This is a genomic window from Duganella sp. GW821-FHT07G03 (assembly GCF_059418605.1).
This window is the reverse complement of the sequence record NZ_JBWKQE010000005.1, coordinates 1-18,272: the sequence shown is the minus strand read 5'-3', so window position 1 is coordinate 18,272 and position 18,272 is coordinate 1. Positions and strand designations below refer to the sequence as shown.

The window sequence follows — 18,272 nt, the reverse complement described above, 5'->3', positions numbered from 1 at the left end:
ATGTTTAAACGCTACACGATCACGTTCTGGGCCACGCTGTTTGTCGGCGTGGTCTGCCTGTCGCTGGTGGCGGTCGACGTCTGGCGCAGCCTGATCGCGCGCGACGCCCAGGTGCTGGAGATGGAGCGCCTGACCTCGAACGTGGCGCGCGCCATGGCGCAGCACGCCGACGACACCATCAAGGCCGCCGACACCTCGCTGGCCGACCTGGTCGAACGCGTCGAGACCGACGGCGTGGGCGCGCCGCAGCTGGAACGGGTGCGCCGGCAAATGCTGGTGCACGTGACCAACCTGCCGCAGCTGGCCGGCCTGTTCATCTACGGCGAAGCCGGCCAGTGGCTGGTCAACTCGCCCGCCGTGCTGGGCCCGTCGCTCAACAATGCCGACCGCGAATACTTTGTGTACCACCGCACCCACGCCGGGCGCGGGCCGCATGTGGGCGGGCCGGTGATCAGCCGCAGCAGCGGCAAGTGGATCATCCCGGTGTCGCGCCGCCTGAACAAGGCCGACGGCAGTTTCGCCGGCGTGGCGCTGGCCACGCTGGACATCGACTACTTCCGCCGCTTCTACCAGAGCTTCGACATCGGCGCGCGCGGCGCGGTGGCGCTGATCTCCAGCCAGGGCGTGCTGATGCTGCGCCAGCCGTTCGACGACCAGCGGGTGGGCACCAGCCTGCGCGATACCCCGCTGTTCCAGGCCTACCGCGCCCAGCGCAACGGCAGCGGCCTGTTCGCCTCGCCCTACGACGCCGAGCTGCGCTACAACAGCTACCGCGCGCTGGAGCACTATCCGCTGTTCGTGACGGCCGCGCTGTCGCAGGAAGAGATGCTGGAGCACTGGCGCCACGACAGCTTCACCCGCTCGATCGGCGTGATCGTGCTGGCCGCGCTGCTGGGCTTTTTCGGCAAGCGGTTGGTGGCCCAGATCAATTTGCGGGTGCAGGCCCAGGCCGAGTTGTTGCAGGCGCGCGACGCGCTGGAAAGCGCCAACCGCACGCTGGAGCGGCTGGCGATGCAGGACGGCCTGACCGGGCTGGCCAACCGCCGCCAGCTCGACGTCACGCTCGGCAACGAGTTCAGCCGCGCCATGCGCCACGCCGACACGCTGGCCTTCGTGATGATCGACGTCGACTACTTCAAGCAGTACAACGACCTGTACGGCCACGGCGCCGGCGACGATTGCCTGCGCGCCGTGAGCAAGCTGATACGCGCGCTGACGCCCAAGCGCGCCGGCGACGTGGTGGCGCGCTACGGCGGCGAGGAAATCGCCATCCTGCTGCCGGACACCGAGCTCGCCGGCGCGCAGGCGGTGGCCGAGCGCATCCGGCTGGCGATCGAGGCCTTGCAGACCGCGCACCGCGGCAGCCCGTTCGGCGTGCTGACCATCAGCGCCGGCGTGGCGGCGATGGCGCCGCGGCGGGGCGACAGCTCCGGCCAGCTGGTGGCGGCGGCCGACAAGGCGCTGTACGCGGCCAAGTCGGCCGGCCGCAACCAGGTCGGCGTGGCCGCCATGCCGGCCGCGCCGCCGGCCACCACGCCGCCGCCGGACAGCGCCGCCTAGCGCAGCGCCAGCTGGCGCAGCGCGGCGTGGGCCACCGGCGGCGAGACCACGTGGGCGCCGTCGAATTCCGCATAGCGCACCTGGTAGCCTTCGCCGGCCAGGCGCACGGCGATGGCCTTGCCGCGTTCCACCGACAGCACCTGGTCGCCCTTGCCGTGGGCGATGAACACGCGCGGCATGCCGCTGCGCCGCAGCGGCGCCATGAAGCCGGGCGAGAACGCCAGGATGTCGGAAAACAATTCGCCGTTCATCAACCCGACCGACAGCGCATACGAGGCGCCGTCGGAAAAACCGCCGAGGGTGACGGCGTCGGCGTCGACCTCGTAGCGCTGCATGGTCCACACCAGCAGGCGGTCGATGAAGGCCAGGTCGGGGCCGTAGCCGCCGCGCAGCACGTCCCAGCTGGTCGACAGCGCTTCCGGCATCAGCAGCAGCGAACCGTGCAGGGTGGCGTGCGCCAGCGCGATGGCGTCGCCGCCGCCGTGCTGGCCGCCGGCGCCGTGCAGCAGCACCAGCAGCGGCAGCGGCGTGGCGCCGTCGTGCGGCGGCACATGCAGGCGCGCGTGGCGATGGTTGGGGAAGCCCAGCCGGTGGCTGCCGGGCGGCAGCGCCAGGGGCAGGGCGGTCGCTTGCTGGCGCAGCAGCGCGGGACGGGCGTGCAGCCGTCCGTCACTGTAGGGCGCTGGGTGGGTGTCGGCGCCGTCCATGCGGTCTCACAAGTGCCTATTTGCGCACATAGGTGGTCAGCTCCCAGCTGTCGCGGTTGAAGATGCGGCCATTCCAGTCGGTATCGCGGTAGTCCAGCTTGACGAAGTTGTTCACCTCGGGCGCGAACCACAGCGTCTCGGTCAGCTGGCCGCTGCCGCCCGGGCTGTTGGGCTCCTCGCCGTTGTACAAGGCTTCCACCTCCAGCTTCAGCGCGTCGAACTGGCCGGCCGGCACCGTGATCTTCTCCCAGTTTAGCACCTTGCCCTTGATGCGGTAGCGCCAGTGCTTGCCGGACTTGGGATTGTCGCCGGTGGCGTTGGTGGTCCACTCCTTGCCGGGTGCCAGCGGGAAGGCGTAGCGCGCGAACGCGGGCGCGAAGTGCATGGCGCCGCGGTCGATGGGATTCATCTCGGCGCTGAACAGCTGCCTGGTCAGCAGGGCGCCGCTGGCGGCGCGTTTGATGTCCACGTGCACGCCGGCGGCGTCGACGGCGGTCACCTCGATGCGGTTGAGGTTGCCCTTGGCGCCCTTCCAGACGTCGGTGTATTGGTAGGTCCAGGAATCGCCGACGGCCGGCGCGGGCGCCGCCACCGGGGCGTGGTCGTCCGCCGGCGCGAACGGCGCCGCCAGCGCCAGGCCCAATCCGAGTGCCGCCAGGGTGTAAGGTATCGTCATGCTGTCTCCGATCAGTGTGATTGATATTACAATTATGCCATCACATCAAGCTGAGGTCCCATATGGCTATTCTTAAAATTCTTGCAGGTACCATGTTGCTCGGCGCCGCCGCCATCGCGGCCGCCGAAACGGGCGGCACCCTGCACGTGCTGAACGACGCCGAGTTGCGTGGCGTGTCGACGCCGATCCCGGCGCCCGCGCCGCGCCTGCCGGCCAGGTCGCTGAGCCGGAGCCTGTTTCCACTGCATGGCTTGTTCGGGGGCGGGGGCGACAGCAAGGCCGCCGGCATGGGAACGCAGTTGTTCCCGCTGCTGGGCCTGCTCAATGCCGACGTGACGGCCAGGGATGTGGCGTATGGGACGGACGGCGCGGCCTTGCGCATGAACGCGGACGGCTCGGTCAACCTGGCGCTGCCGGCGACGATCGGCGAGCTCGACCTGCAAAACATCCGCGCCGGCGTCAACGACAGCAGCAATTTCGGCTCGGTGCAGATCAGGGGTATCGACCTGGGCCGCACCGTGATCAGCGTGACGCCGACCCGCTAGGCGTCGCGCCGGCCGCTTGCATCAGCATCAGCGCACGCCGACGAAGGCCGAGGAACTGGTGCGCGCCGGGTTCAGCAGCGCGATGACCAGCTGCCGCGAGCCGGCGGAGATGGGGTAGTCGATCGCCAGGCCGCTGAGCGATTGTCCGGGCAGGAGGCAGGGCGCGGGGCCATAGGTGACGGCGACGTCGAACGCGTTCTTGCCGGAGCTGCGCGGCGTGAAGCTGCCGCTGAAGGAGCAGCCGCCCGACACGGCGGTGAAGCTGCCGGTGGCCGCAATGGTGAAGGTGTTGGCGAAGCCGCGCAGCGAGGTCAGGTTCCAGACGCCGGCGATGTCGGCCAGGTTCGCCGCGGCGTTGTAGTTGTAGACGCTGCTCGCCAGCGGCGCGCCGCTGAACGCGACCGTGTTGGCGCCTTCCGTCAGCGTGCCGTTGAAGCTGGTGCCGGCGATATAGGTGGCGCTGAGTGAGCCGGACAGCAGCTGGCCGGCGGCGGTCGCGTCCCTGACGTCGCTCGCGGTGAAGCTGCCGTTGCTGGAGCTGCCGTTGCCCTGCACGAAGCCGGCCAGCGCGAACACGCCGCCGGTGGTGTTGCCGTACAGCGTATAGAACTGATCGTTCTCCAGCACCACCGTGAAATGCTGGCTGCCGTTCGAGTAGCTGCCCGAGTAGGCTCCCTGCGCGCTCGGCGCCGGCGCGGACGGGCTTGCAGCGCCACTACTACCACCGCCGCCGCCGCCACATCCGGCGAGAGCAAGAAAGAGCGCCGCCAGCGGCGCGCAGGTCGTTTTTTTGCTGATCATGCCATCCTCTTTGTTTTGCCAGGGAAACTAAGTGTAAGGGCATGTTTTTGAATTTGGCAATAAAAAACTACATCAGGATCACGTCGTACTGCTCCTGATGGTAGGCGGTCTCCACCTGCAGCGAAATTTTCTTGCCGATGAAGTCGCCCAGCATCGCCAGGTGCTGCGATTCCTCTTCCAGGAACATGTCCACCACCTCCTGCGAGGCGAGGATGCGGAATTCGCGCGGGTTGAACTGCTTGGCTTCGCGCAGCAGTTCGCGCAGGATTTCGTAGCAGATGGTGCGCGAGGTCTTCACTTGTCCCTTGCCGCTGCACGCCGGGCACGGTTCGCACAGGATGTGGGCCAGCGATTCGCGGGTGCGCTTGCGCGTCATCTCCACCAGCCCCAGCGCCGAGAAGCCCGACACCGACACCTTGGTGCGGTCGCGCGACAGCGTCTTCTTCAACTCCTGCAGCACGGCGTTGCGGTGCTCGGTGTTTTCCATGTCGATGAAGTCGAGGATGATGATGCCGCCCAGGTTGCGCAGCCGCAGCTGGCGGGCGATCGCGTGCGCCGCCTCCAGGTTGGTCTTGAAGATGGTGTCGGCAAAATTGCGGCCGCCGACGAAGCCGCCGGTATTGACGTCGATGGTGGTCATCGCCTCGGTCTGGTCGACGATTAGGTAGCCGCCGGACTTCAGGTCCACGCGCCGGCCCAGCGCGCGCAGGATCTCTTCCTCCACGCCGTACAGGTCGAACAGCGGACGCTCGCCGGTGTAGTGCTGCAGGCGCGGCAGCACGCCCGGCGTGTAGGCCTGGCCGAATTCCAGCAAGGCCAGGTGGTTCTCGCGCGAGTCGACCTGGATGGTGGCGGTGTCGTCGTGGACGAAGTCGCGCAGCACGCGCTGGGCCAGGCTCAAGTCCTGGTGCAGCAGGGTGGTGGCGGGCTTGGTCTTGGCGCCGAGGACGATCGCGCCCCAGGTCTTGCGCAGGTATTCGACGTCGGCCGCGATGTCCGAGTCGGACGCGTCCTCGGCCTGGGTGCGCACGATGTAGCCGCCCTTTTCGTCGGCCGGCAGCAGGCTTTGCAGCCGCACGCGCAGCGCTTCGCGCTCCGATTCCTTTTCGATCTTCTGCGAGATGCCGATGTGGGCGTCCTGCGGCAGGTAGACCAGCATGCGGCCGGCGATCGAGATCTGGGTCGACAGGCGCGCGCCCTTGGTGCCGATCGGGTCCTTGATCACCTGCACCGTCAGCACCTGGCCGTCGAACAGGATCTTCTCGATCGGGGTCGGCACGGCGTTCTGGCCGCCGTCGTGCGGACGGGCTTCCCAGATGTCGGCCACGTGCAGGAAGGCCGCGCGCTCCAGGCCGATGTCGATGAAGGCCGACTGCATGCCGGGCAGCACCCGCACGACCTTGCCGGAGTAGACATTCCCGGCCAGGCCGCGCGTGAGCGTGCGTTCGATGTGCAGCTCTTGCACGGCGCCCTGCAAGATGAGGGCGACCCGGGTTTCCTGCGGGGTGATGTTGATCAGGATGTCTTCGTTCATTTGTCTCATCGGCCGCTGGTTTTTGCAAACTGCGGCTTCTGTAATCGCTGTGGCTGAACGACGATCATACACGCCGCTCAGGGTAGCGGCAAACCCGCCTGCCGCAGCAGCTGCGCGGTCTCGTACAGCGGCAGGCCCATGATGCCGGAATGGCTGCCGGTGATGTGTTCGATGAACTGCGCGGCCGGGCCCTGGATGCCGTAACCGCCGGCCTTGTCGTAGGGTTCCGAGGTGGCGCAATAGGCGCTGATGGCGGCCGGCGACAGCACGCCGAAGGTCACGTCCGACACCTGCGTGATCTGGCCGGCGAAATCGGCCGAATGCACGGCGATCGCGGTCAGCACCTGGTGGGTGCGGCCGGACAGCTGTTGCAGCATGGCGATGGCTTCGTTGGGCGTGGCCGGCTTGCCGAGGATGGCGCCGTCGATGGTGACGGTGGTGTCGGCCGCCAGCACCACGCGCGGCGCCATGCGGCGCTTGACCACCAGGTCGGCCGCAAACGCGGCCTTTTCGCGCGCCACGCGCGACACGTAGTCGAGCGGCGCTTCGCCGGGCTGCACGTCCTCGGTGACGTCGGGGCCGCGCGGGCCGTCGCTGCGCAGCAGCAGCAATTCGAAATCGATGCCCACCTGGCGCAGCAGTTCGCGGCGTCGCGGGCTCTTGGACGCGAGGTAAATCTTTTTGTCGACCGGCTTCATATAGTTATGTTTTAAACGCGGTGATAAGGGTGGTTCTGTGTGATGGACCAAGCACGGTACAGCTGTTCCGCCAGCAGTACCCGTACCATACCATGCGGCAGCGTCATACTGGAAATGCGTATCAAGCCTTCGGCGCGGGCTTTCAGCTCCGGATCGAGGCCGTCGGCGCCGCCGATCAGGAAGGCCGTGTCGCGGCCGTCCTGCTGCCAGGCTTCCAGCTGCTGCGACAGGCCGACCGAAGTCAGGTCCTTGCCGCGCTCGTCGAGCGCAATGATGCGGACGGATTTGGGCAGCGCCGCCTCGATGCGCTCGCGTTCGAGCGCCATCGCGGTGGCGGCGGTCTTGCTGCCCGAACGGTCGACCGGCTTGATTTCCTTCAGCACGATTTTCAGTTCCGGCGGCATGCGCTTCGCGTATTCGGCGAAGCCCGTTTCTATCCAGGCCGGCATCTTGTGACCGACCGCAGCGATGATCAGCTGCATGCGCAGTTACCCATACAGCGTTACTCTTCGACTTTTTTGATACGCTTGATGACGGTCTTGACCGGCGCTTCGTCGGCCTTGGGCTTGGCGACCTTGCGCTTAGGCGGCAGGGACTTCAGCACTTCGGCGGCGGCGACGGCGGACTTGGTCTTGCCGACCTTGATGGTCTTGCCGGCCGGGACAGCAGCGGCTTTCTTGGCGGCCGGCTTTTTCGCGGCGGCGGCCGGTTTGGCGGCGGCGGCTTTGCGGGCCGGGGTTTTCTTCTCGATCACCGGCTTGACGTCGACCTTGGCTTTACCGGCGGCCATGTGGCTGCTGATCTTCTTCGGCTCGTCGGCGGCTTCGCCTTCGGCGGTGGACTTGCGCTTGGCGGCGCCGACCTTGACCGGCTTGTCGCCCCACAGCTCTTCCAGGCGGTAGTAGGCGCGGATCGGCGCCTGCATGATGTGGACGATCATGTCGCCCAGGTCGACCAGCACCCATTCACCGGTGTCCTCGCCTTCCATGCCGTAGACGTCGCCGCCGGCGGCCTTGACCTTGTCGCGCACCGAGGCGGCCAGCGCCTTGGTTTGGCGGTTGGAGGTACCGGAGGCGATGGCGATCCGGTCGAACAGGCTGGTCAGGTGGGTGGTATCGAACAGGGCGATATCTTGGGCCTTGACGTCTTCGAGGGCGTCAACGACGAGGGATTGCAGTTTTTTGATGTCCATTTAGCTTTTGTATAGATTATGTTGTTCAATATAGTCTAGCACTAGCGGCGGGATAAGCGAGTTTGCGCTATCCCCCCGTTGTAATGCCGCACGTATTTCGGTGGCGGAGATATCCACCGCGAAGTCTTGTGCCAGATAAGTCAGACCGTGCGGCGTGTTGCGGATTTGTTCAGGCGTTCCCAGACGGCGGGAAATCGCCTCGGCCACTGCCGGCGCAAGGCCGGCGGTGGCCAGGTTAAAGCCGGGGCGGGCGGCTACGCAGATATGGGCGTAGTCGAACAGCGCCTGCCATTCATGCCAGGTATCGAGCCGTTGCAGCTGGTCGGCGCCCATCAAAAAAGAGATGGAGGCCGACGGGCCCAGCTCTGCGCGCACCTGGCGCAGCGTGTCGATCGTGTAGGTGGCCAGTCCCTGTTCGCCGCGTTCGATTTCCTGCAGGTCGACCACGACGTCGTATGCCGCGCCGGCGAAGGCCAGCGCCACCATCTCGGCGCGCTGGCGCGGCGTCGCCTTCAGGGTGGACTTCTGCCAGGGCAGGCCGGCGGGGATCACGCGCAACTGGTCTACTTGCAGCAGCTGCGCAAAGAGCGCGCCCAGTGCGACGTGACCATGATGCACCGGATCGTAGCTGCCTCCCAGCAGTGCAGTTCGGTAGACCATCAGCAGGCCATCGTCACGCGGCGAGCCAGTCGCGATGCGGCAGGAAATCGCTGTACAGCGCCGCTTCCGGCGTGCCGGCCTCGGGCTCCCAGCGATAGCGCCATTTGACGATGGGCGGCATCGACATCAGGATCGCCTCGGTGCGGCCGCCCGATTGCAGGCCGAACAGCGTGCCGCGGTCGAACACCAGGTTGAACTCGACGTAACGTCCACGGCGATAGGCCTGGAAGTCGCGTTCGCGTTCGCCGTACGGCGTGTCCTTGCGGCGTTCCAGGATGGGCTGGTAGGCCTTGAGGAAAGCGTCGCCGACGCTTTGCATCATGGCGAAGCTTTGCTCGAAGCCCGCTTCGTTGTAGTCATCGAAGAAGATGCCGCCGACGCCGCGCGCTTCCTGGCGGTGTTTCAGGTAAAAATACTCGTCGCACCATTGCTTGAAGCGCGGGTGCAGCGCATCGCCAAACGGTTGCAGCGCATCGGCGCAGGCCTGGTGGAAGTGCTTCACGTCCTGCTTGTCGCCGTAGTAGGGCGTCAGGTCCATGCCGCCGCCGAACCACCACGCCGGCTCGCCGTCGGCGGTGGTCGTGGTGAAGAAGCGCACATTCATGTGCACCGTCGGCGCGTATGGATTACGTGGATGGATCACCAGCGACACGCCCATCGCTTCCCACGGCTGGCCGCCGAGGTCGGGGCGGTGCGCCGACGCCGATGGCGGCAGCTTGGCGCCCATCACGTGCGAGAAGTTGACGCCGCCGCGCTCGATGACGTTGCCTTCCTCGATCAGGCGCGAAATGCCGCCTCCACCCTCGGGCCGGTCCCACGCGTCGCGCAGGAAAGGCTTGCCGTCGACGGCCTCCAGCGCCTGCACGATACGATCTTGCAGGCCGAGCAGGTAGGCCTTGACGGCGGAAGGGTGCGGAAAGGACGACATCTTATCCTAATGCTTGAGGCCGCGCCAGCCGATATCGCGGCGGCACTGCATGCCGTCGAACGAAATCTGGTCGACCACTTCGTAAGCCTGCTTCTGGGCGATCTTGATGCTGTCGCCCAGGCCGACCACGCACAGCACGCGGCCGCCGGTCACCTGCAGCTGGCCACCCACTTCGGTGGTGCCGGCGTGGAAGGTCACCGATTCCGGCGTTTCGGCCGGGATGCCGTCGATGACGGCGCCTTTCAGCGGCGCGTCCGGGTAGCCGGCCGCTGCCAGCACGACGCCGACGGCGGTGCGGCGGTCCCATTCCAGTTCGACCTGGTCCAGCGTGCCGTTGACGGCGTGTTCCATCACCGCCACCAGGTCGGTCTTCAGGCGCGACATGATCGGCTGGGTCTCGGGATCGCCCATGCGGCAGTTGAATTCCAAGGTGCGCGGATTGCCCTGGGCGTCGATCATCAGGCCGGCGTACAGGAAGCCGGTGAAGACGATGCCGTCCTTCGCCATGCCGGCGATGGTAGGGTTGATGATCTCGCGCATCACGCGGGCGTGCATGGCCGGCGTGACGATAGGCGCAGGCGAATACGCGCCCATGCCGCCGGTGTTCGGGCCTTCGTCGTTGTCCTTGAGGCGCTTGTGGTCCTGGCTGGTGGCCAGCGGCAGGATGTTCTTGCCGTCGCACATGACGATGAAGCTCGCTTCTTCGCCGGCCAGGAATTCCTCGATGACGATGCGGGCGCCGGCGTCGCCGAAGCGGTTATCGGCCAGCATGTCGTCCACCGCCTGGTGCGCTTCTTCCAGCGACATCGCCACCACCACGCCTTTGCCGGCGGCCAGGCCGTCGGCCTTGATGACGATCGGTGCGCCGTTGGCGTCGACGTAGGCGTGCGCTTGCGCGACGTCCGAGAAGGTCTGGTACTTGGCGGTCGGGATGCCGTGGCGCTGCATGAAGGCCTTGGCGAAGTCCTTCGACGACTCCAGCTGGGCCGCTTCCTTGGTCGGGCCGAACACCTTCAGGCCGCGCGCGCGGAACAGGTTGACGATGCCGCCGGCCAGCGGGGTCTCGGGACCGACCACGGTCAGGCCGATGTGCTCCTGCTCGACGAAGGTCGCCAGTTCATGCAGGTCCGTGATGTTGACGTTGACCAGGCGCGAATCGCGCGCGGTGCCGCCGTTGCCAGGGGCGACATACACCATCTGGATACGTTCCGATTGCGCCAATTTCCAAGCCAGCGCATGTTCACGGCCGCCGGAGCCGACTACCAATATTTTCATAAATCCTCAGTCTTCGATCAGCGTGTTGGAATAGACTTCCTGGACATCGTCCAGCGCTTCCAACGCGTCCAGCAGTTTTTGCATCTTGACGGCGTTATCGCCGGTGAATACGGTTTCGGTGGCCGGCTTCATGATGATCTCGGCCACTTCGGCCTTGAAGCCCGCCGCTTCCAGCGCATCCTTGACCGTCGCGAAGTCGTGCGGGCCGCACAGCACCTCGAAGCCGCCTTCGTCGTCGGCCACCACGTCTTCGGCGCCCGCTTCCAGCGCCACTTCCATCAGCGCGTCCTCGTTGGTGCCCGGGGCGAACAGGAACTGGCCGCAGTGCTTGAACATGAAGGCCACCGAGCCTTCGTTGCCCATGTTGCCGCCGTTTTTGTTGAAGGCGTTGCGTACTTCAGCCACGGTGCGCACGCGGTTGTCGGTCATGCAGTCGACGATGACGGCCGCGCCGCCGATGCCGTAGCCTTCGTAGCGAACCTCTTCGTAGGCCGCGCCGTCCTCGCCGCCGGTGCCGCGGGTGATCGCGCGTTGCACGTTATCCTTGGGCATATTGGCGTCGGCCGCCTTGTCCACGGCCAGGCGCAGTCGCGGGTTGGAGGTCAGGTCGCCGCCGCCCATGCGTGCAGCCACGGTGATTTCCTTGATGAGGCGGGTCCAGATCTTGCCACGTTTAGCATCGGTTGCTGCTTTTTTGTGCTTGATATTGGCCCATTTGCTGTGTCCAGCCATGTTCGGTCTTCCTTCGGCGGTATGTCATTGGTGTGCGGTGAGGGCGGTATTCTAGCATAGGGGCCAACTCAAAACCTTTTCCATCACCTCTGGCAACTCGATTTTCGTCACCCACGCGTCCATCTCCTTGACCAGGATGACGGCGCTGTTTTCGCGGTCGATCGGCACCCATTCCGGATTGTTCTGGCGCATCAGGGCGATCACCGGCACGTGCACCGCGTTCGCCAGGTGCATCACCGCGGTTTCCACGGTGACGATCAGGCTGCACAGGGCGAGGATGGCGGGCAGCTGGAAGAAGTTGTCGACCGCGGAGAAAAGATGCGTATCAGGCAAGGCTGCATTTTTATAAATCTCGCGCGCGGCCGGCAGGTCTTCCGGCACCACGTTGACCACGAAGCCGGCGTCGCGCCATTGCGGATGGCTGCGCATTTCCCTGATCAGCTCGAAGGCGCGCTCCAGCGGCCAGCAGCGCTCCGGGCCCTTGGAGTAGGTGTTGATGAACACTACCTTCGAGCCCAGGCCCCAGGTGGAAAATTGATCGCGCGCATAAGCGGTCCACTGGTCCGGGATGTGGATCACCGGGTAGCGGTCCAGCTTGGGGATGTCGAGGCCGAAGGCCTTGGTGAACCATTGCGCGTAGATGTCGCTGACGTGCGGCACGTCGCGTTCCTGCGATTCGTAGAGCGGAATGGTGGCGTTGAATTTCAGGATGCTGAGCTTCTTGGACAGCTCGAAGAAGCGGTATTTCTGCTTGGCCAGGCCGAGGATGAAGCCGCGCGGGCAGATTTCGCGCGTCAGCCTGGCGTAGCGGTGGCAGGCCATGTGGGTCAGCGAGGCGACGATCGGATAGTCCTCGCGGCGCGCCTCGGCGATCGATTGCGCGTGCAGGGCCGGGCTGTAGTTCTGGTCGTAGGTCTTGTCGATGTAGGGGCTGGCGGCCAGCCAGTCGTACAGCGAGTAGTTCTTCAGGTGCGGCCAATCCTCGGGGTTGGCCGAACGTCGGCGCTCGTCGACCCACAGGTGGATTTCCAGGTGCGGATGGGCGCGCTTGAGGGCGCGGAAGCACATTTGCATGTAAGTGAAGTCGCCGATCGCCATGTGGGTGACGATCAGGATTTTTTTTGCCTGGGCAAGCAGTGTCGGGGGAATCAGTTGTTTCATTTGTGGAGCTTGCCAGTAATTGTCGGCGCTGTACAGGTGTAAGAAAGTCAAATTATGTTAAGCAACTGGAAGAATATTACTCCTAGAGGCGGTCCTCCATTTTTTGTAGAGATGCTGTCATATCTTGCTGCTACTATTTATATTTTCACATTTTCACATTATAAAAAAGCGGAGCAGACATGGATAGAAGGCAGTTTCTCAAATACGGCAGCTTTATTACGGTTTCGGTCGCCTCCGGCGCCGGCCTGGTTGCCTGTGGCGGCAGCAGCTCCGCATCCGCCGATGGTGCCACCGATCTGCCGCTGGCCAGCGGCGCCTGGAAGTTCCCGCAGAGCGTAGCCTCCGGCGACCCGCACAGCGACAGCATCATGCTGTGGACCCGCGCCGTGCCGGCCGCTGCCGACGGCGTGGCGCCCGCGCCGAGCGCCTCGGACAGCGCGATCCGCCTGGTGATGACCGCCGTCGACAACGGCGCGGCCCTGGGCGGCAGCACCGCGCTCAGCGGCGCCACCGTGGTCGACATCAAGCTGCCGTTGCAGTCGCAGTACGACAACACCGTGCGCCACAAGGTGACCGGCCTGAATCCCAACACGGTGTACTACTACCAGTTCGTCGCCGGCGACACGCGCTCCAACGTCGGCCGCTGCAAGACCGCGCCGGCCGCCGACGCCGACGTCTCGCAGCTGCAATTCGCCTACATGACCTGCCAGGACTGGAGCGTCAACCACTGGGGCGCGATGACCAGCATCGTCGGCGAAAACCTGGACTTCATCGTCCACCTGGGCGATTACATCTACGAAACCGTGGGCGACAGCTTCCAGCAGGGCGCGGTCGAAGCGCGCCATGACGCGCTCACGCTGCCGGACGGCGCCTTCAAGAGCGGCACCTCGGGCGCCAAGTACGCCACCACGCTGGCCGACTACCGCTACCTGTACAAGAAGTACCGCACCGACGCCCGCCTGCAGGCGCTGCACGAGCGCTTCGCCTTCATCGCCATCTGGGACGACCACGAGTTCTCGGACGACGCCTGGGGCGACGCCCAGACCTACGACGGCAGCTTCAACGCCGACGGCTCGGACCTGCACCAGACCGGCCGTCGCCGCAACGCCAACCAGGCCTGGTTCGAATACATGCCGGCCGACGTCAACCTCGACACCGCCACCACCAGCTTCCAGAACATCAAGATCTACCGCGACTTCCAGTTCGGCAAGCTGATGCAGCTGGTGATGACCGACGAGCGCCTGTACCGCGCCGACCACGTGATCCCGGAATCGTCGATCAATCCGGCCACCGGCCTGCCGCTGGGCCGCATCGGCTCGCGCTACCTGGTGCAGCAGGACGTGTTCAACACGGTCGAGGCGCAGAAGATGGCCGGTTCGACCGCCATCGGCCTGGAGCCGCTGGCCACCGTCACCATGCTGGGCACCACCCAGCGCCAGTGGTGGATGGACAAGATGAAGGCCGCCACCTCGACCTGGAAACTGTGGGGCAATGAAGTGTCGCTGCTGCGCATGGGCCTGAACGGCGTGGACGCCATCGCCACCTTGCTGGCCTTGAACGCGGTGCCGACCATCGCGGCCTCGATCGGCAGCACCGCCGTCGCCACCGGCGGCAACTTCCCGCTGGCGGCCGCGATCGTGGCGGCGGTCACCGCGGGCGCCTCGGCGGCCGTGGCGCAACAGGGCGGCGGCGCGATCGCCCAGACCGGCCCCGCCGGCACGCTGGAGACGCAGGTCGCAGCAGGCGTCAAGGCCGGCCTGACGGTTGCGCAGGCGAGCATCGCGGCGGCCGCGTACAGCCGCGTCTACCTCGTGGCCAACGGCGCGACGCCGGCGCTGCTGGCCGGCGCCGGCGCGCAGACCATCGCCTTCGGCTACATCAAGCCGGACATCCAGGCCAAGAAGATCGACTCGCCGTTCGTGGCGGCGTCGGGCAAGAAGGCGACGCTGGCGCCGTTCTTCGCGCGCTTCCTGCTCAACTGCGACCAGTGGGACGGCTACAACAGCGAACGCAAGGCGCTGATGGGCCACCTGAAGACCAACAGCATCAGCAACGTGGTGGCGATCACCGGCGACATCCACGCCTTCTTCGCCGGCACCGTCAGCGACGACTTCGACGCCACCGGCGGCGGCACGCCGGTGATGGTGGACCTGGTGTCGGCCGGCATCAGCTCGGACTCGTTCTTCAGCTACCTGCGCGACGCGGCGTCGGCGCTGGGCGACATCGCGGCGCTGGTGTCGTACCCGCTGGCGATCCCGGTCACCGGCCTGGGCACCCTGAGCATCTCGATCAACATGCTGGACTACACCATGGGCAAGGCCGCGCCGACCGTGGCCAGCCTGCTGGAACAGATCCGCGTGCAGGTGCGCGGCGCGCTGGGCGCCAAGGGCTTGCCGGAGGCGCAGCTGGACCCGACCACCAGCGCGGTGCTGGCGGGGCTGCAGGCGAGCAGCGACTTCAGCGTCTCGCTGCTGGCGCTGGCACAGCAGTTGGCCGGCCTGGGCAACAACCCGTGGATCAAGCATCTGAACACCGATGCGCAGGGTTTCACGCTGGTCACGCTCACGCCGGGCAAGATGGTGGCGCAGTTCAAGCAGGTCAACAAGCTGGTGGGCGGCAACGCGCCGACCAGCGTGGTGGCCCGCGTGACCACCGCCACCGTGACGGCCGGTTCGGCCGCCGTCGCTATCAGCTGAGCGTAAAACCAGACGCCGCCAGCGGCGCTGTCCGTTTGCCCGTACAATTCCGGTATGGAAAAAAGCATCACGGACAGCGCGCCGGCGCGTGCCGCCTATCTGGGCGGCTTGGGTATCGCCATCGGCGGGGCGGTTCTGTTCTCGACCAAGGCGGTGGTGGCCAAGCTGCTGTACCGCTATCAGATCGACGCCGTCACGCTGATCGCCTTCCGCATGATCTTCTCGCTGCCGGTGTTCGCCGCCGTCGCGCTGTGGAAGATGCGCACCGAAGCGCCGCTGTCGAACGCCGACCGCTGGCGCATTGTCGGCCTCGGCCTGGTCGGCTACTACCTCTCCAGTTTCCTCGACTTCCTCGGCCTGCAATACATCTCGGTCGGCCTCGAACGGCTGATCCTGTTCCTGACGCCGACCTTCGTGCTGCTGATCTCCTCCACCGTGCTCAAGCAGCACATCAGCCGCAAGCAGTGGCTGGCGCTGCTGACCTCCTATTGCGGCATCGTCTTCGTGTTCCTGCATGACCTCAACAGCGGCAGCAAGAACGTCATCCTCGGCGCCACGCTGGTCACCGGCTCGGCCGCCGCGTATTCGGTGTACCTGCTGCTGTCGGGCGAGATGGTGCGGCGCCTCGGCGCGCTGCGGCTGGTGTCGTATGCGATGTGCGTCTCCAGCGTGGCCTGCATCGGCCAGTTCTTCCTGCTGCGGCCGGCTTCCGGGCTGATCCAGCCGCTGCCGGTGTATGGGCTGTCGCTGGTCAACGGCATCGTGTGCACCGTGATGCCGGTGTTTATGACCATGACCGCGGTCCAGCGCATCGGCGCCGGCACCGCCTCGCAGGCTGGTATGATCGGCCCCGTTTCAACGCTGTTCCTGGGCGCGCTGCTGCTGGGCGAGCCTGTCACGTCCTGGCAGTTGGGAGGCACCACGCTGGTGCTGGCCGGGATTTATCTGCTGTCAAAAAAATAGGATCGACATGAAAACCCGGATTGCCCTGATTGCCCACGACAAGAAAAAAGACGACATGATCGCGCTGGCCGGCGAGTACAAGGACTTCCTCGCCACCTGCACCCTGACCGCCACCGGCACCACCGGCGGCCGCCTGATCAACGAACTGGGGCTGACGGTGGACCGCAAGCATTCGGGCCCGTTCGGCGGCGACTTGCAGATCGGCTCGATGCTGGTCGAGGGCTTGATCGACTGCGTGATCTTCCTGCGCGATCCGATGACGCCGCAGCCGCACGAACCGGACATCAACGCCCTGGTGCGCGCCTGCGACGTGCACAACACGCCGTGCGCCACCAACCTCTCGTCGGCGCACCTGGTGCTGTCGCAGTTGCAGCTGCGCGCCGCGACGGCCTGACCGGGACTACACTCTTCGCATTCCCCCACAACGGAGTCAGACATGAGCAAGGCAATCCGCATCAACCGCGTCGGCGGTCCGGAAGTAATGGAGCTGGTGGACGTGGAGCTGGGGCCGCCCGGCCCCGGTGAAGCGCAGGTGCGCCACGAGGCGATCGGCCTGAACTACATCGATGTGTACTTCCGCAGCGGCCAGTATGTGCAGCCGCTGCCGAACGGCCTGGGCATGGAGGGCGCCGGCGTGGTCGAGGCGGTGGGCGAGGGCGTGACCGAGGTACAGGTGGGCGACCGCGTGGCCTATGCGGGCCGGCCGATCGGCGCCTATGCCGAGGCGCGCAATATGCCGGCCTCGCAGCTGCTGGTGCTGCCGGAGAAAATCGGCTTCGACACGGCGGCGGCGATGATGCTGCAAGGCTTGACGGTGCAGTACCTGTTCCACCGCACGGTGCCGCTGAAGGCCGGCGACACCATCCTGTTCCACGCGGCGGCCGGCGGCGTCGGGCTGATCGCCTGCCAGTGGGCCAAGGTGATGGGCGTGACGCTGATCGGCACGGTGGGTTCGGAAGAGAAGGCGGCGCTGGCCACCGAGAACGGCGCGCACCACGTCATCAACTACAACCAGGAAAACTTCACCGAGCGGGTCAGGGAGATCACCGACGGCAAGGGTGTGGCGGCGGTGTACGACTCGATCGGCAAGGACACCTTCATCGGCTCGCTGGACTGCTTGCAGCCGCTGGGCACGATGGTCAGTTTCGGCAGCGCCTCGGGGCCGGTGCCGCCGTTCAGCCTGAGCGAGCTGGCCAATCGCGGTTCGCTGTTCATCACGCGGCCGTCGCTGATGTCCTACATGGCCAGGCGCGAGGATCTGGAGGCGGCGGCGAAGTCGCTGTTCGGCGTGGTCGCCAGCGGCGAGGTCAAGATCGACGTCCGCCAGCGTTACGCGCTGGCCGACGTGGCCCGGGCCCATGCCGAACTGGAAGCGCGCAAGACCACCGGCTCCTCCATCCTGCTGCCGTAAAACCTCGGGGGTCAAGTCCTGAACCTTCCCCTCAAATTTTGAAGATAGCGATTAACGATCTCAGCTCGCCAAGAGCGATGGTGAGCTGACTTCGAGTAATTTTGAGGTGACGGTTCTGATCCAGCCAGAACATGGCTAGGCCCACGACAGACAAGGTGGGCGTCGACTGCTTGACACTTCCGTAGTTGATAGCGGGGGCACTGCGACGTTTTGCCAGACCGATGATCCATAGCGCGTAGGAAGCCAAGGCGCCAATGAGTAGCAGCATAGCCATCCGTGGCCCGCTGCGGGTTTGGCAGGTACTCAATCCCAATGCCGAGCGTTGGCACTTCAGATCACGAAAGGTTTGTTCAATCTGCATCCGCCCTGTGTAAGCACGAATCACCTCCCTTGCACTGAGCGACTTCAGACGAGGCGACACCGCCAACAACCAGGGTTCTTTTTGAGCTGCACGCGCCTTGTTGCTATTGGAGCTATGGCAAGGCTTGCCCAGCTTTGTCTTATGGTGACGCTGCTTGGGTAAGCGGCGATAGATCATCAGGCCGCATCGAACGGGATTGGCGCGGGCGTAAGAAAAGTTGCCGAGATCGCGGGGCTGTAAGTTCGCCGAGGCATATAAAGTCTTGCAGCCCGCCCAATCAGTGGCCCCGTCTGCACACACCATATCGCGATTGCGAATACGCCCGATCCACGCCCATCCTTGCTGATCAAGCATCTTGAACCAAGTGGCGCG

General features: G+C 65.6%; 19 protein-coding genes. 6 read left to right on the top strand and 13 right to left on the bottom strand.

Annotated features, from left to right (window positions below; genetic code table 11):
• On the top strand, window positions 1-1,560 hold the full coding sequence (locus AC07OK_RS08750; RefSeq protein ID WP_494689945.1) for a GGDEF domain-containing protein: 1,560 nt from the start codon (window positions 1-3) through the stop codon (window positions 1,558-1,560).
• Here the strand turns inward: AC07OK_RS08750 and AC07OK_RS08745 are convergent.
• Window positions 1,557-2,267 (bottom strand): thioesterase, encoded by a 711-nt coding sequence (locus AC07OK_RS08745; protein WP_494689944.1) that lies wholly within the window; start codon window positions 2,265-2,267, stop codon window positions 1,557-1,559. The genes AC07OK_RS08750 and AC07OK_RS08745 overlap by 4 nt on opposite strands.
• Window positions 2,268-2,283: 16 nt before the next feature.
• Window positions 2,284-2,943, bottom strand: a complete 660-nt coding sequence (locus tag AC07OK_RS08740; RefSeq protein WP_494689943.1) for a hypothetical protein — start codon at window positions 2,941-2,943, stop codon at window positions 2,284-2,286.
• 92 nt (window positions 2,944-3,035) lie between these two features.
• Between AC07OK_RS08740 and AC07OK_RS08735 the strand changes: the two genes are divergently transcribed.
• Window positions 3,036-3,488 (top strand): hypothetical protein, encoded by a 453-nt coding sequence (locus tag AC07OK_RS08735; protein ID WP_494689942.1) that lies wholly within the window; start codon window positions 3,036-3,038, stop codon window positions 3,486-3,488.
• 27 nt (window positions 3,489-3,515) lie between these two features.
• Here AC07OK_RS08735 and AC07OK_RS08730 read toward each other — a convergent pair whose 3' ends face one another.
• The 10 genes from AC07OK_RS08730 to AC07OK_RS08685 form a co-directional block, all read right to left on the bottom strand.
• Window positions 3,516-4,289 carry a hypothetical protein gene (locus AC07OK_RS08730; RefSeq protein WP_494689941.1) on the bottom strand — a complete coding sequence of 258 codons (774 nt, stop codon included), beginning with the start codon at window positions 4,287-4,289 and terminating at the stop codon, window positions 3,516-3,518.
• A gap of 67 nt (window positions 4,290-4,356) precedes the next feature.
• Window positions 4,357-5,823: a ribonuclease G gene (rng, locus tag AC07OK_RS08725; RefSeq protein ID WP_494689940.1), complete on the bottom strand. Its 1,467-nt coding sequence runs from the start codon at window positions 5,821-5,823 to the stop codon at window positions 4,357-4,359.
• Between the two features lie 77 nt (window positions 5,824-5,900).
• Window positions 5,901-6,521, bottom strand: coding sequence for a Maf family protein (locus AC07OK_RS08720; protein ID WP_494689939.1), 621 nt, complete (start codon window positions 6,519-6,521; stop codon window positions 5,901-5,903).
• An 11-nt stretch (window positions 6,522-6,532) separates the two neighbouring features.
• Complete coding sequence (rlmH, locus tag AC07OK_RS08715) at window positions 6,533-7,003, bottom strand: 23S rRNA (pseudouridine(1915)-N(3))-methyltransferase RlmH (RefSeq protein ID WP_020701344.1); 471 nt, start codon at window positions 7,001-7,003, stop codon at window positions 6,533-6,535.
• 20 nt (window positions 7,004-7,023) lie between these two features.
• Window positions 7,024-7,713: a ribosome silencing factor gene (rsfS, locus tag AC07OK_RS08710; RefSeq protein WP_217946163.1), complete on the bottom strand. Its 690-nt coding sequence runs from the start codon at window positions 7,711-7,713 to the stop codon at window positions 7,024-7,026.
• Window positions 7,714-8,373, bottom strand: a complete 660-nt coding sequence (locus tag AC07OK_RS08705; protein ID WP_494689938.1) for a nicotinate-nucleotide adenylyltransferase — start codon at window positions 8,371-8,373, stop codon at window positions 7,714-7,716.
• A 13-nt stretch (window positions 8,374-8,386) separates the two neighbouring features.
• The gene (hemF, locus tag AC07OK_RS08700; protein ID WP_494689937.1) at window positions 8,387-9,301 is read right to left on the bottom strand and encodes an oxygen-dependent coproporphyrinogen oxidase; all 915 of its coding nucleotides are present in this window, start codon (window positions 9,299-9,301) and stop codon (window positions 8,387-8,389) included.
• A 6-nt stretch (window positions 9,302-9,307) separates the two neighbouring features.
• Complete coding sequence (gene purD / locus AC07OK_RS08695) at window positions 9,308-10,576, bottom strand: phosphoribosylamine--glycine ligase (protein ID WP_494689936.1); 1,269 nt, start codon at window positions 10,574-10,576, stop codon at window positions 9,308-9,310.
• A 6-nt stretch (window positions 10,577-10,582) separates the two neighbouring features.
• Window positions 10,583-11,308 carry a YebC/PmpR family DNA-binding transcriptional regulator gene (locus tag AC07OK_RS08690; RefSeq protein ID WP_494689935.1) on the bottom strand — a complete coding sequence of 242 codons (726 nt, stop codon included), beginning with the start codon at window positions 11,306-11,308 and terminating at the stop codon, window positions 10,583-10,585.
• Window positions 11,309-11,359: 51 nt separating this feature from the next.
• The gene (locus tag AC07OK_RS08685) at window positions 11,360-12,469 is read right to left on the bottom strand and encodes a glycosyltransferase family 9 protein (protein ID WP_494689934.1); all 1,110 of its coding nucleotides are present in this window, start codon (window positions 12,467-12,469) and stop codon (window positions 11,360-11,362) included.
• A gap of 179 nt (window positions 12,470-12,648) precedes the next feature.
• Here AC07OK_RS08685 and AC07OK_RS08680 point away from each other — a divergent pair, with 179 nt between their 5' ends.
• The 4 genes from AC07OK_RS08680 to AC07OK_RS08665 are packed head-to-tail and all read left to right on the top strand — an operon-like array spanning window position 12,649 to window position 17,539.
• Window positions 12,649-15,165 (top strand): alkaline phosphatase D family protein, encoded by a 2,517-nt coding sequence (locus AC07OK_RS08680; protein ID WP_494689933.1) that lies wholly within the window; start codon window positions 12,649-12,651, stop codon window positions 15,163-15,165.
• Between the two features lie 54 nt (window positions 15,166-15,219).
• Entirely contained in the window at window positions 15,220-16,128 is a 909-nt protein-coding gene (locus AC07OK_RS08675) for a DMT family transporter (RefSeq protein WP_494689932.1), read from the top strand.
• A gap of 7 nt (window positions 16,129-16,135) precedes the next feature.
• A complete protein-coding gene (locus tag AC07OK_RS08670; RefSeq protein ID WP_217946156.1) occupies window positions 16,136-16,522 on the top strand; it encodes a methylglyoxal synthase in 387 nt (128 codons plus the stop codon).
• 42 nt (window positions 16,523-16,564) lie between these two features.
• Window positions 16,565-17,539, top strand: a complete 975-nt coding sequence (locus AC07OK_RS08665) for a quinone oxidoreductase family protein (protein ID WP_494689931.1) — start codon at window positions 16,565-16,567, stop codon at window positions 17,537-17,539.
• Between the two features lie 31 nt (window positions 17,540-17,570).
• Here AC07OK_RS08665 and AC07OK_RS08660 read toward each other — a convergent pair.
• On the bottom strand, window positions 17,571-18,272 hold a 702-nt coding region (locus AC07OK_RS08660; RefSeq protein ID WP_494689930.1), incomplete at its 5' end, for a transposase.